This window comes from Proteus sp. G4380 (assembly GCF_963885725.1).
Lineage (GTDB): Bacteria > Pseudomonadota > Gammaproteobacteria > Enterobacterales > Enterobacteriaceae > Proteus > Proteus mirabilis.
In genome coordinates this window covers 1-13999 of the sequence record NZ_CAWPAV010000199.1, presented here as the reverse complement: position 1 = coordinate 13999, position 13999 = coordinate 1, and the positions used below count along the sequence as shown (strand labels likewise).

The following is a 13999-nucleotide window of genomic DNA, read 5'->3' as shown; positions in this document are numbered from 1 at the left end:
ACTCATATAGTGTTAATCGTATATTAATGTTCAATAAAAATGAGTTTTCTGATTAAAATAAAATAAATTCTAGCTGTATATAAGCTCTAAATGCTTATTTAATCAACACTATGGCTAAAAAACATCAATACTATATTCTAAATACCTGTATAAGTTAGTGATTTACTCTAAAGAAAAGCTAAGAATTTTTTCAAATTTATATAAAAAGCATTATTTATCACAAAAATCACAGTTCGATTGTTTTCCAACCAAAAAAATATTTACTATTCATCTTTAATGATAAAAATCAAAAACCATGCTTTGTAAAAGGAAATACTTTGGTGTAAAACTAAATTTAGTTTTTACTTATATCGCATTAAGCAAAATTTTCTGCCACGTATCTATTAGGAAGCACTATGAAATATCAAGATGTAACAAAAACCCCCTGTGAGAACGCTTATTTTCTAGTCTTTAATCTTATTAACTCATCGGAAACCCGCCCTACTCTTATCGACTTTTGTAATAATCTATCAGGTCTTCTTCGTAGTATGAGAACCCGTTTCCCTGAATTAGACGTAAGTTGTGTGATGGGATTTGGTGCTGATGCATGGTCTAAACTATTCCCTAATCAAGCTAAACCGCGAGAATTAAATACCTTTAAGCAAATCAACGGCGATGTGTATACCGCAGTATCGACACCTGGCGATCTGTTTTTTCACATACGGGCACTAAAGGTATCCGCTTGTTATGAATTAGCTGCAATTATTAGCCAAAAATTAAACTCTATTGCCACCTCAGAAGATGAAGTACATGGTTTCCGCTATTTTGATGGTCGCTCAATTATTGGCTTTGTGGATGGAACAGAAAATCCTGAGTTTGAAGATGAGCGTGTCGCTTATGCGGTTATTGGTGATGAAGATCCACTGTTTACCGGTGGAAGTTATGCATTTGTACAAAAATACATTCATGATATGGCGGCTTGGGAAAACCAATCTCTCATCGAGCAAGAAAAAGTGATCGGTAGGCATAAATTCAATGATGTTGAACTAACTGATGAAGAAAAAGATCCAGGCTCACACAATGTCGTCACCAATATTCAAGATGAAAACGGTGATGATTTAAAAATCGTACGAGCAAATATGCCGTTTTCAAATCCCTCCAAAAATGAATATGGTACCTATTTTATTGGTTATGCTCGCTATTTCTCAACAACAAACCGTATGTTAGAAAATATGTTTGCAGGAACACCTGAAGGACATACCGATAAACTACTAAAATTTAGTACCCCCGTCACGGGCACATTATTCTTTGTCCCATCTCCGGCGTTTTTAGATGATATAGAATAAAAGTTGATTATCAGTACAAACAAAAAGCTAATAGCAATAGCTCATACACTGCTCTATATTCGGTAAGAACAAGAAAGAGCTATTGCTATTCAATATAATGACGGCATTTACTTACAATATTAAGCGCCTGATCAGTCAACCAATACCCGCAAAATAGCACTTCCTTGAAAACTACCTTCAACAGGGTTTCTTATATCATTAGGATGAAAGGTTGATGTGATAGAAAATGTTTTTGCAGCACCTGCGTTAAGTTTAAATTTACCTTTATATTCGGTATCGTTATATTTCAACTCACAAGAGCCACCATTACCACATTTTGTATAGTTTTCCGTTTTTCCAGAAACAGGTGCACTTCCTATTAATGAAACGGATACTGATGCATCATAATCACACGTTAGTTGATAGTTATAAGGTGGCGTCACATTGTTAATAGATTCTTCTGGGGTCATATTTCCATGAGATAAGTTAATAACTTGGTTTTTAATATTACATTTACTTGTGATACTCACAGGAATATTAATATAACTATTCATATAAGGCTTCATTGCATTACCAAATTGAAGATAACCCGTACTGTTACCACCAGACCCTTTATTTTCTTCATAAGCCCATGCAAAAGGAATATTTAAATTATATGATCCCGGATAAGCCGTCGCTCTGGACACTGCCACAGTTAATGACATAGAACGATCTAACGGAAGCACTGCAGAACCTAATCCCCAAACGGTTCCAACACTATGGCAACCACTCGGTGACTGCTTAGCATAATAATTTGGCCCTACATAAACCTGATTATTGTTATTATTGGTACCTGCTAGTGTCCAAGAGAGATTGGACAAATAATAGCTCAATCCTGATGAATGTTTTTGCCAAGTATTTGTTTGTGGCAATCTAATCCAATAGCGGTAATTTCCTTCTTCTGCCATTGAGCCTGAACCACTACAGTAAGAAGCGATAACCCGCCACCCTTTAACCTGAGGTATGGTCACCTTAATTACACCACTGGCGTTAGCATCTGTCACATTAAGCGCAGGGGCTGTTGCTGATGCAGTACTACCATTTGACGGTACATGCAAAAAATTTTGTTGCCAGCCTACCGCATATGGTGTGGCTAAAGAAAATAAAGCTATTCCTATTAATGTCTTATTCATTTAAACCGTCCTACTTTTTAGGATTACATAAACCTCAGTCTCTGATACTTATCATTGACTCTGTTTTAGGTTTAGTTATAAACAATGCTTAATGATGCGGAGGCCGTAAAATTTCCAGGAGATAAATCAGCAGTACCTGTTTTAAAAGGAACAGCAGTAATAGTAAATTGGCTCCTGTCTTGCCCTGTATTAGAAAAACCTTTTGTAATGGCATAACCTCGAGGGGCTGAACCATTCAAACGCAAAGGATTATTCTCATCAACACTCTCTCCTTGATATAAGGCAAGGCCAAATCGATTTGAATTCACGCTATCTGCGGAAACTTTAAGCACATTATCAGGCGCTCCAGCTAACTGAATGCCAGATACTTTGACGTAAGGTGAGCCCTTAAAATAAGTACATGTAATAGGAATATTTTTTGTGATAGCGCTTGTTTGACCATCGACTTTATAAGTCATTATTTGATTAAAAGAAAACTGTATAGGGATATTATTATTAACAACACAAGGTGGAACATAAATAGCGCCTGTAATAGCTATATTTATATCAACTGCCCGTGCAGTTCCTGATAGTAAATATAAAAAAATAGGCAGTATAAAATATTTACTTTTATTCATAAGAAACCTCAAATTCTACCGTGGCATTATAAACTCCAGGTACAACACTTTTTTCCTGTATTGCTTTTGGTGTCGCTTCAACAAATGCATTAAAGGTTAGCAACATCGTGCCATCGTTAAGTTGAGTTCCATTTCCACCGTTATGGTTTTCACCTAAAGTAATACGTTGGTTTCCATCTATATCAATTAATCCAATGGCTAACTTACTTTTATTAACGCCAGAAGAAAGTGTAAGGTACTTTTGTTGTTCAGCCCCCATCTCTGGCTCTGGCTGCCCATTAAATTTAATTTTCACTGATTTCCATAACGATTTTGCATCACATTGGATCAGTTTAATGGTAAATTTTTCTGCAGGTCTAACCGCAGGATATTTCCAATAATCCCTTGGTGTACTATTTAAAAAAACCACATTTTGATTTAAACTTGGCTGATCAATTCTACATGGCGTATCAATCAAAGTACCATCAAAATTCATTGTTGTAGCCGCATTTGCAACAGGTAAAAAAATAAGCATAAAAAATAATATTTTTACCCATTCTCTATAAAAATAAATAACCATATGATCTACCTTAAATTAATTATACTGCAATTTAAGAGTTAATATATTTAACTTCCGGTCAAGAATATTTCTCTTTATTTCATCTGAAAAGAGGTAATTCAAAATAACATTATCTTTATAATGCTTTAATCTATTCATTCTTATATCAATATTTTCTACGTTATCGTTGATTTTATTTGTGAAACTTAACACACTAGTAAACGCAGGTTTACTATTTGAGCTGTTTTTAAAATCACTATAAATATTACAACCACCAATAACGACATCAATATCTTTTATGTATAGCTCTTTTAAACTAATTTCATTCGAAATAAGCTCACAAGGAGCATTTAAAAATGAGCCTTTTATATATATAAAACCATGTTGATTTTTTTCATTTTGATTATAAAAATCAATTTTTGCTCTATTAATATTAAAGAATGATTTATCTCGAGCAACAGGTTCTGCAAAGCCAATTTGAGAAATAAAAAGGCCATTAATGTAAAGCATCAACATAAAAATAAATTTTCTATTCTTCACCTTTCTATCTCCAAAATCAGTTTTTATTTTTTCTCTGCTACACAACGATTAGCTTGACATTGAAATTTAATTGTCGGTCTTCCACCATAATCATTTATATAAGATAAGTATGGCGTTGAGTACACTTTACTATTAACCCTTTGTGACGATTTAGGGGCAATCATGACTGCATTAAACTCAGAATCAACCGCTTCTTTCTTTGAACCACCAATACCGAATACAGTGACGTAATAAGGTGTTGGATTCTCTATTTCATAACCGTCAGATAGCTTATTTAAAACTAATTGATCTTGCCAAATAGCATTTGGCTCTCTCAATATTTGTTTCGGTCTATAAAACAATTTTATTTTTGTATGTAAGGCAATTTGTAATACATTATTGTCTTCAGCTTTAGGTGGAACTTCTCTAACATTAAAATAAAATAATGTTTCTCTATCGTTAGGTAACTTTTCAATATCTGGTGTCGCAGATACTTTAATTAACGCTTTATCACCAGGCTCTAATCGCTGAACTAATGGTGTGGCAATTAATGGCCCTAGCTCAATTTTTTCATTCTTATCATTTTCAATCCATGTTTGGGCTAAATAAGGTAATTGTTTATTATCATTAGTAATATTAATAACTAATGCATTTGACCCACCTTCGTATATAGCTCTTGTTCTATCTAAAGAAATTGCTGCATAGGAGTTTGATGTAACCATTAATCCTAATAATAAAAATGATATTTTTTTCATTTCAAGACCTTTGTCGTTTATTAATTACCGATATTTATTTTTCACACAATAATAATATCTTATTACTCGGTTCTATTTTATTTGGAAGTTTAGCGACACATTGTTGTTCAGCTCCCCAAGATACTCTAATTTCTTCATTTGGGTTAATACCTGTTAGCCAAGCAAAACCATCATCACTAATTATTCCTAGCTCTCGTCCTTTAGCATTACTAATTATTGAACCAAATGGTGGATAAGAGTTATCAGCTAACCTAATTATTGCAAAGGCCTTCTCACCTTTTAACACTTCAAATTTTCTATAACCAATAGCACCTTCAGTTAATGAAGATTCTACAATCGCCTGTGTCGCTTCTATATTATTAGGTAATTTAGTTAAATCGATCGTTGTTTCATTGCGATAATAACTATTAATATCGGTAACAACACCATAACCCCAATTATTGGTTGTTACACGGCCACCATCAACTGGTACTCCTGCAACACCTTCAGTATCAACTAATAAGCGAGTACCACCATTAAATCCATCTGGGTGAAGCGCTGCTCCTTTAGCGGTAATCGTTAAGCCCCCATTAGCAGAAAAACCAAATGATGAGGTATTTTTATTTGAGATAGTAGCATTCGCATTAATATTAGCGATTGAAGTATAGCGTCCATAATAGCCAGAGAAGCTTGAACTACTATCCATATCATCGCCATATGTCGTTGAAACATTTAAATTATAATTAGCTAAGTTATCTTCCGTGGTATTAAAGTACCCTATATTATGCGTATAGTTCCCCGAATTTCTTGAGCCATCATAATTTATAAATCCTCTATTATTCTCTAATGGAATACTGACTCTTGCAAAGAAGACATCATTATCTTTGCCATAGTATTTAGATCTCGATGCAGATAAATTTAATGAAATATTTTTAACTGCAAAAACATCCATATATTTATTTAAGTTAATAGAATAATAATCGGAATTACTTTGATCCCAATATGTCTGATGATTATATTGCACCCCAATTGATGTGTTATATTCAGAAAGACCTTTATTAAAGGTTACTGTATAGAGTTCTTTCTCTTTTCCAGTAAAATCATCACGATAACGTGCATCTAAATAATTTTGCATCGTCATATAATTACGTTCATTAAATCGGTATCCAGCGAAGGTTACATCCGCATCCAAATTATCAAAACGTTTAGAGTAACTGACTCGCCATGACTTACCTTGCATAGTGCCACGATCAGGTAATCGAGCATAAGATTGTGTAATATCGGCAGATACCGCACCGAAAGCGAACATATCGCGCCCAACCCCAAGTGCTACACTATTATAATCACCGGCGAAAATGGTACCACCATACATAGTCCAAGCATTACTTAAACCAAAAGCAGCTTCAGTCGTACCAAATATAGGTCCTTCTGTATTATGTAATTTATCTCTAGAGCGTCCTGCAACAACCTTATAACGAACTTGTCCCGGTCTTGTTAAATAAGGAACATAGGCTGTATCAATTTGAAATTTATTCGTCTTTCCATTTTGCTCAATAATCTCAACATCCAATTTACCACGCACCGAACTGTCTAAATCTTGAATGGCAAATGGACCTGCGGGTACTGTTGAATCGTAAAGAATACGTCCTTGATGCTTAACAACTACCCTTGCGTTAGTTTCAGCGATCCCTGTAACTTGTGGTGCATATCCCCTTAGTTGAGGAGAGAGCATCCGATCATCACTTTCTAAACTAATCCCCGTATAACGCCAGGAATTAAATATATTGGAGTTTATAAAGTTTTCACCGATGGTTAGGTTAGACTTTAAACTGCGGATCGCGCGATATCCATAAACTCGAGTAAAATTTAATAAATCTTTATTGTTTTCCGCATCACCAGAGGTTCGATTATAATTCCCTTGATAATCAGAACGAATACGCCAGCTACCGAAGTTATAACCAACAGTACCATTGTAATAAATACTTTGCGTATTGCTTCCTTCATGAGGGATATTAACATTGGTGTTAATATTATAATCAAGGATCAAACCTGAGATCCCATCATCCCAGCGAGATGGTGGTAACCAAGTAGCACTTGTATACTCAAGCCATATTTGAGGTATTTTAATTGATAATATACCTTCATTTAATTTTGTTGTAACTTCAACACCATCTAGGCTTAATAAGTCAATACATTTTCCATCATTCCATGTTGGTAGATTATTTTCTATTTTTTCCTTTAATCCTAAAGATGAAATAATATCACCTGTTAAACAGGCTTGAGATAACAGTTTTTTATTTTCATCTTGAGATTTATTTTCTCTTTCTAATACGTTAACAGTATATGTTGATGAACCGATCCCTTGTCCATTAAGTACTAAGTTAAGCTGATATTTACCCGGTAAAATATAACCGGCTTCACTAAACCTAGCAAAGTTAATATTATCTTTAGATTTAGAGTCAACAACATCTAAGTTAAACTCTACAGAATATACATTTTGAGAATAAATTATAAATAATATAGTTGCCAAAATGCTTGTAGATCTTCCACTCATATTCTCTCTGTTCATATTGGCTAATAACCTTAATTATTTAAGTCTTAAAGTTTTAATGAGAAGTTGAAAGCAGCTAATCATTCATAATTTATTTTGAATAAAACGCTTGCATAATAATCACCAGGAGTAATTACATCCAACTTTTTTACAACGTCTATTTTGTAATATAGATATGTATTATCCCCATCAACATATATTAATGGTAATGACTCTCCAGAATTAGCGCTATATCCATATTCATCTATTATTTTAAAATAGACTTCATCACTGTTATTAAATGAAAATAAATCAGCTTTAGATCCACTAACATCTGAATAAAATGTTAACGTAACGCCTTTCACTTTATCGATATTTTTAGTCTTATTAATAAATTGGCAATCAGATAATTTTATTTTTATTTTTTTACTCGCTAATAAATCATCATTATTGTTCATTTTATTAACAGGTATAGTACCTAGATCAACCAATTGATATTTACTATCCATATCTAATGTGCAAGCAGGCGAAATTACTTTTCCTAAAAACTTTGCTGTTCCTTGCCACCAAACTTTATCTGATGGGATATATTTATCCAATACAGCTCCGCTTGCATATGTTGAAAAGATTTTAGTGAAAAATAATAATATTATGATTTTTTTAAACATAGATTTTGGCCTTAAATAATCGAGAGCAGATTAACTGCTCTCGTTAAATTTAATATTTTTTATTCATAGGCTAATGTGAAGTTTGTTGTAGCGTTAAACTCACCTTCAGCAATTGTTCCGTTTGTTGCTTTCTTAGCCCAAGCTGTATACATCAGCGTATTATCATTATTACCCAGTGCTTGTAATTCACCTGCTTCATTGAATTTAACCATTGAACCAGTTGTTGTTCCTGAAATAACAATAGCAGTCCCTGTATTACCAGTTGTTGCTAACTCTTCTGTTGCACCAGTAATAGTATTTCCATTAAAGGTTACTTTTACGCCTTTATAAGAACCTGCAGCACCAGTATCAGAACCGGCTTTAGTTAAATCACAATTAACCAATTTAATTGGGATTTGTTTAACTTGAGAAATACCATCTTTCTCTAATAGGCTTTTGCTGATTTGACCAAAATCGATAGCTTGGTTAGCACTTTCGGTAGCAATACCACAAGGTGCATCAATAACTTTACCAGTGAAAGTAATAGTACCATCACCTGAAGCCGCTTGAGCAACAGTCGCAGAAAAAGCCATTGATGCAATAGCGAACATCGCTAATTTATTCAATTTCATATTTTTACCTTTATATTTAACGTAGGAATTAAAGCGTTAAAAAATTAACTATGATATATAGTTACACACATTATCCTCATCCCATCCAGAGATGATATTGTTACTTCCATTACTTTTAAAAACTTATGACTATTTAAATTTTTATATAAAATTTAAACTGTATTTGTACAGATGATATAAATCATCTAAACACGCAAATAGAATGGAAACGAATCACTATTTTTTAATTTATGTTTTATAATATCTACGACAAGAACTTTTCGATAAAACTCAGACCAGTCAGCATCCAATAATTTTAATATCATATCTAATGTTTCAATATTGATACTTGTTATTCCATTTTCATATCTTGATATTTGTTGCTGACTCACATCAAGTAATTCGCCTAATTGGGCTCCTGTTAGAGATTTACGTATACGAGATTCTCTAATAAAATTTCCAATATTCTTCCTTAATAATAAAGAATCAGATCCTCTATTCTTATCGATATTCATGAAAAGCCACCTTCGTATATGTAAATTACCACTTACTTTATTCTCATTAATAAATTTAAATAGAAAAATTTAAAATACGATTTACATCTGATTTGCAGAGACAATAGTTTGCTTATCAATTTATGTAAACATGTTTAAAACGATAGATAATCAAAATACGATAGTTTACAACTATTGTTTGTTAAATATTTATCTATTTTTTGTTTCATGTATGTAGAAAAAAATGAATAAATTCAATAGTAAAATTACTTAGTCTAAATTCGTTAATAAATGCAATTTTACACGCACTGCGTGTTAATTATTTTCACTTAAGTTAAATTAATTTAGTTTGCTTTAATTTTTGCGATATATTTACAATCAAAAAAAGAGCATCTCAATAAGATAAAATTAAGTAATTGATGTTTTTTTAATAATTACAACGTTCATTTTGCTTAAAATAACACGGCTATATTGATTAGATATCCCCATCAAAGTGGGTAAAAATTATGATGAGAAAAATCGGTTTTGCTCAAATTCGCAAATCAATTTTTTTAAAATCATACTAATTCAGATATAAAAATAGCTGGTGTCTATCTCAAAAATAAGATTAGTAACAGGGTTTACTGACAATGTCGATTAAAAATCAGACGACCAAGCAGAAAAAGAAGATGTAAAATGGGGTGGATAATGTGAGAAAAGACAATATGGGGGCTTAAAGATAACGCCCAATAAACCATCTGGGCGTTTAATCGTTTCATTATATCAAGTCAGATCATTACTTATTTATTTGCGTCCTTTTTTAAGGTCTCAAATTGTGTTTGATTTAGGCCAAAATCGCCAAATTTAAGTAACGCAGGATCATGGAAGTCACTACCGCCACTTTTTAGCAAACCAAATTTATTAGCATAGTTTTGGGTCAGTTCATAGTCGATAGGTTTCATTCTAGAATGACTTATTTCTAATCCTTTCAATCCAAACTGGACATATTTTTCTATTTCATCATAGTTGTCATAGACACATGGGTGAGCAAGTATAGGAATACCACCGTCTTGTAAGATAGCAGCAATTCCTTCATCAACAGGGATATACCCCATTTTTAAGTCTGTTTCTATTTTTGTTTTAGAGCCAAAAAGTTGTTTATAACGCTCTTTGGTCATTTCCTCTGGATATTTTTCTCTCAATGCTTGGAATATATTCATTTTAAAAACGATATTATATTTTGAGAACTTTTTCGCATCTTCATAACAAATATCGTAGCCTTGTTGATTGAGAGATAATATTAATTCTCGGTGAAACTGATCACGACAGTTGAGAGTGTTATCACACAGCTTGTCAACGTTGGGCGTTTTTTCGTTAAGCCAAAGTCCCACTACATGGACTTTTTTATAAACGTCAAAGTCATAACAACTCATTTCAACACCTTTGACGATATTTAATCCAAGACGCTCCCCTTCTCGGTAAATTTCGTCATAATGATTGGTAGTATCGTGATCGGTGATCGCAATAGTCTTAATGCCGTTTCTAAATGCATTTTCAAGGACATCTTTTATTTCACAAACACCATCACTATGGTTTGTGTGAACATGTAAATCAGCATAGATCATGAAGAAGTACCTCTGTTAATTCTTCCATTAAAAATAGTCGCGCAATAATCGTTAGTTACCATAAGCTTGTTATTCATATTGTTTTAACCCACGGTTAGTAAAACTGTATTTTGGTCGACATGTTTTTTATCGGTCTGAACAACGTCTAGCTTATGATCATCATTAGTAATGATGATCATCGTTGTTGGATCATAGCCTGCGGCTATTATCGCATCTAAATCAAATTCAATTAGCGTATCACCTTTTGTCACCTTCTGACCTTTAACGACACAGCATGTGAAGTGCTGTCCCGCTAAGTTAACGGTATCAATCCCCACATGGATCAGCATTTCAATATTGTTAACCAGTGTTAAGCCAATCGCATGACCAGAAGAAAAGGTAATATCAACAACGCCATCTGCAGGTGCAATCACTTTTCCTGTTGTGGGGATAATTGCCATGCCAGGTCCCATAATGCCAGAGGCAAATGTTTCATCATTAACCTCTGAAAGTGCAACCGTTTTACCTTGCAGAGGTGAAATTAACCCAACAGGTAATTTACTATTCGCTATTTGTGGTTTTTTGTTGGTTGATGCAGCTTGTTTATTATTTTCTTCTTCGTCACGGATTGGGTCATCAGTAGGATCATCAAAACCAATAATAAGCGTTGCAATAAAAGTGGCTACACTGGCAATCAATAAGGTGATTATTGCATTTACTACTTGGTTATCTGTATCAGATATCCACATTGGTAAACTTAATAACCCCGGAGTGACATAGACAAACGCTTTTAACTTAACAATACCAGCAAATAATCCTGCAATAGCACCACCAATCATACAAGCGTACATTGGTTTTTTCAGTTTGAGGTTCACCCCATACATAGCGGGTTCAGTTATACCACCAAAAAAAGCGGTAATACTGGCAGAAAAAGCTAATTGTTTTAAGGTTTTATTTTTAGTACGCACAGAAACAGCTAAAGAAGCAGCAGCCTGAGACATGTTGGAGCATAGCGCCATCACACGAATAATCGGGTCAAAACCTTTTTGCTCCACTAACATAATACTGACAGGACTAAGTGCTTTATGCATACCAATAGATACTAACCATGGATAAATAGCCACTAATAATGGAATAGCAATAAAACCAGTGTGCTCTTGGATTAAGATCACCCCATCAGCAATTAATTGAGCGAACCATGAAGTGACAGGACCGACCGCAATCAACGCAATAGGTGTCGAAACTAAAATCACCAATAAAGGCACCATAAATACTTTAACCATTTCTGGCACAATACGAACAATAAAGCGTTCAATATAAGACATCATCCAAACAGTAATTAAGGCAGGGATCAGTTGAGATGAATATTTAACCAAAGCGACAGGAATATGCATAAATTCGACAGGCTCACCGGCTTTAACTAAGCTTGTCCATTCAGGGCTGACCATCGCTAAACAGACCATAGCAGCTAAATATTGGTTACAATTAAATATTTTCGCCGCCGAGAAACCAATAAATACCGGCATAAAATAGAAGGCCGTATTAAAGATAAAGTTAAGGATATAATAGGTTTGGTCATTTTTATCCAACCAACCAAGCATCGTTAATACAATAAGTAACACTTTCCCCATACCGGCACCCGCTAACAGAGGGATAACCGGAGCGATAGAGCCAGTAATTGCTGATAATATTTTATTTACGATAGACTGTTTCTTCTGGTCTTTATTATTATCATGAGGAGTATTATTTGTTTTTATCATTTTTGTTAGTTCATTAAATACTTTATCAACATCATTACCGATAACCAGTTGATATTGTCCTCCCTTCATCACATCAGATAATATTTTACTATTTGCTTTGGCTTTTGAAGGATCAATTTTATCTTCATTATGTAATGTAAAACGTAATCGAGTCGAGCAGTGTACTAATGACTTTATATTATCCTCGCCACCAACAATAGCGAGAATTTGTTTTGCAAATTCTTTATAATTCATAGCATTGCCTTTTATTTATTCTGTAAAAATAAATTAAAGATATATGGATAAAGTTGGTTATCGCCTAACCAACTAAATTTAAATGATTTATTATTACGGCATATTTTTTATTTATTCATCTTTTTATTATCCTCTGCAATTTTTGCAATATGGATTATTAGATATAAAATTTCATTGTCATCTAAGGTGCAATTATATTTATCTTTAATAAATTTACTTATTTTCAAACAGCACATATAAGGTTGATGGTACTTGTCTTTTATTATATCGAGTAACTCATTTTCTAAAGGTTCGTGATCATTTTCAGGTTGTGAAAATAATCGGATGGAGAAATAGCGAAGGTGTGTCACAAAACGACGATAATTTAACGATCCTATGTCGTACTCTATATTTAAATAATATTTGACTATATTAGTAATGCTTTGGATAAAGTGGGTCACTTTGTAGGTTTGCTGAATATTATCGTTTGTTCTAATACTGGCGATATGTAATGCAATAAATCCTGCTTCATCTTCTGGCATTGAAATGTTAAATCTATCATTAATTAATTTTAAGCCATAAAGACCAATATCAAACTCTTCACTATAAAAATTTTTTATCTCCCACAATATTTTATTTCTTATAAAAGTCCCTTCTTTATACCGTTCAATGCTGGCTTGAATATGGTCGATCAATGCAATATAGATACTATCTTGTGTATCTAAGGTCATTTTTTCTTTTGCATACTGAATAATATTGTCCGCAATTTCTACGTAATCTAACGTAATATTCGATAAAAGATCGAGCACTCTCTGCGGACAATTTTTAGGGCTTAAGATAAATTTTTTGGTTATTTGTTCAGATGTTATCTCATCACCTACTTTTTTGGCGTAGGCAATCCCTTTTCCCATGACGATAATTTCTTTTTCTGCTTCATCCAGAGAGATCACAACACTGTTATTTAATATTTTTTTAATTTTCATGTTCATCTGGCATGCTCAAAAATTTTCTTTTATTAAGGCTTAAAAACGCAAAAACCCATTTGTAGACAAAAAATACTTTTCATCTACAAATGGGTTTTGTGTAGTAAGCCAGGTACTATTACAATCCCTACGTTTACTAGGACGTTAACATGGGATATTTATATCGTCAAACTTAGCACAGTAAAGTTAGTAATAGATCACATATTTATCCGACTTATTAAAAAAAATTGTTTAAGGTAAGAACGATACCAGCTGATAGCTTTATATTTTAATTTATAACCATATGATAATATT

Annotated in this window: 13 protein-coding genes; 1 reads left to right on the top strand and 12 read right to left on the bottom strand. The window is 33.2% G+C overall.

What is annotated here, in order from left to right; translation table 11 throughout:
- Positions 1-395: 395 nt before the first annotated feature.
- On the top strand, positions 396-1325 hold the full coding sequence (locus AACU98_RS17355; protein ID WP_004244320.1) for a Dyp-type peroxidase: 930 nt from the start codon (positions 396-398) through the stop codon (positions 1323-1325).
- Between the two features lie 131 nt (positions 1326-1456).
- Here the strand turns inward: AACU98_RS17355 and AACU98_RS17350 are convergent, their stop codons facing one another.
- From AACU98_RS17350 to licT, 12 genes are all read right to left on the bottom strand, one after another.
- Positions 1457-2476 (bottom strand): hypothetical protein, encoded by a 1020-nt coding sequence (locus tag AACU98_RS17350; protein WP_004244321.1) that lies wholly within the window; start codon positions 2474-2476, stop codon positions 1457-1459.
- A gap of 71 nt (positions 2477-2547) precedes the next feature.
- Positions 2548-3093 carry a fimbrial protein gene (locus AACU98_RS17345; protein ID WP_004244322.1) on the bottom strand — a complete coding sequence of 182 codons (546 nt, stop codon included), beginning with the start codon at positions 3091-3093 and terminating at the stop codon, positions 2548-2550.
- Entirely contained in the window at positions 3086-3652 is a 567-nt protein-coding gene (locus AACU98_RS17340; RefSeq protein ID WP_004244323.1) for a fimbrial protein, read from the bottom strand. The genes AACU98_RS17345 and AACU98_RS17340 overlap by 8 nt, the downstream gene beginning before the upstream one ends.
- Positions 3653-3667: 15 nt before the next feature.
- Positions 3668-4171, bottom strand: a complete 504-nt coding sequence (locus tag AACU98_RS17335; RefSeq protein WP_004248673.1) for a hypothetical protein — start codon at positions 4169-4171, stop codon at positions 3668-3670.
- A 23-nt stretch (positions 4172-4194) separates the two neighbouring features.
- Positions 4195-4905, bottom strand: a complete 711-nt coding sequence (locus tag AACU98_RS17330; RefSeq protein ID WP_004244325.1) for a fimbrial biogenesis chaperone — start codon at positions 4903-4905, stop codon at positions 4195-4197.
- Positions 4906-4939: 34 nt separating this feature from the next.
- Entirely contained in the window at positions 4940-7438 is a 2499-nt protein-coding gene (locus AACU98_RS17325) for a PapC/FimD family outer membrane usher protein (protein WP_004248675.1), read from the bottom strand.
- 77 nt (positions 7439-7515) lie between these two features.
- A complete protein-coding gene (locus tag AACU98_RS17320; RefSeq protein ID WP_004248677.1) occupies positions 7516-8082 on the bottom strand; it encodes a fimbrial protein in 567 nt (188 codons plus the stop codon).
- Between the two features lie 59 nt (positions 8083-8141).
- The gene (locus AACU98_RS17315; RefSeq protein WP_004244332.1) at positions 8142-8693 is read right to left on the bottom strand and encodes a fimbrial protein; all 552 of its coding nucleotides are present in this window, start codon (positions 8691-8693) and stop codon (positions 8142-8144) included.
- Positions 8694-8878: 185 nt separating this feature from the next.
- A complete protein-coding gene (locus AACU98_RS17310; RefSeq protein WP_004244333.1) occupies positions 8879-9187 on the bottom strand; it encodes a helix-turn-helix domain-containing protein in 309 nt (102 codons plus the stop codon).
- 758 nt (positions 9188-9945) lie between these two features.
- Positions 9946-10770 carry a PHP domain-containing protein gene (locus tag AACU98_RS17305; RefSeq protein ID WP_004244334.1) on the bottom strand — a complete coding sequence of 275 codons (825 nt, stop codon included), beginning with the start codon at positions 10768-10770 and terminating at the stop codon, positions 9946-9948.
- Positions 10771-10853: 83 nt separating this feature from the next.
- On the bottom strand, positions 10854-12743 hold the full coding sequence (locus AACU98_RS17300; protein WP_036907470.1) for a beta-glucoside-specific PTS transporter subunit IIABC: 1890 nt from the start codon (positions 12741-12743) through the stop codon (positions 10854-10856).
- A gap of 107 nt (positions 12744-12850) precedes the next feature.
- Positions 12851-13711, bottom strand: coding sequence for a BglG family transcription antiterminator LicT (licT, locus tag AACU98_RS17295; RefSeq protein WP_004244338.1), 861 nt, complete (start codon positions 13709-13711; stop codon positions 12851-12853).
- Positions 13712-13999 lie beyond the last annotated feature (288 nt).

Coding starts and splice junctions, on each gene's coding strand:
- AACU98_RS17355 (WP_004244320.1), top strand. CDS start 396: ATGAAATATCAAGATGTAACAAAAACCCCCTGTGAGAACGCTTATTTT.
- AACU98_RS17350 (WP_004244321.1), bottom strand. CDS start 2,476: ATGAATAAGACATTAATAGGAATAGCTTTATTTTCTTTAGCCACACCA.
- AACU98_RS17345 (WP_004244322.1), bottom strand. CDS start 3,093: ATGAATAAAAGTAAATATTTTATACTGCCTATTTTTTTATATTTACTA.
- AACU98_RS17340 (WP_004244323.1), bottom strand. CDS start 3,652: ATGGTTATTTATTTTTATAGAGAATGGGTAAAAATATTATTTTTTATG.
- AACU98_RS17330 (WP_004244325.1), bottom strand. CDS start 4,905: ATGAAAAAAATATCATTTTTATTATTAGGATTAATGGTTACATCAAAC.
- AACU98_RS17325 (WP_004248675.1), bottom strand. CDS start 7,438: ATGAGTGGAAGATCTACAAGCATTTTGGCAACTATATTATTTATAATT.
- AACU98_RS17320 (WP_004248677.1), bottom strand. CDS start 8,082: ATGTTTAAAAAAATCATAATATTATTATTTTTCACTAAAATCTTTTCA.
- AACU98_RS17315 (WP_004244332.1), bottom strand. CDS start 8,693: ATGAAATTGAATAAATTAGCGATGTTCGCTATTGCATCAATGGCTTTT.
- AACU98_RS17310 (WP_004244333.1), bottom strand. CDS start 9,187: ATGAATATCGATAAGAATAGAGGATCTGATTCTTTATTATTAAGGAAG.
- AACU98_RS17305 (WP_004244334.1), bottom strand. CDS start 10,770: ATGATCTATGCTGATTTACATGTTCACACAAACCATAGTGATGGTGTT.
- AACU98_RS17300 (WP_036907470.1), bottom strand. CDS start 12,743: ATGAATTATAAAGAATTTGCAAAACAAATTCTCGCTATTGTTGGTGGC.
- licT (WP_004244338.1), bottom strand. CDS start 13,711: ATGAACATGAAAATTAAAAAAATATTAAATAACAGTGTTGTGATCTCT.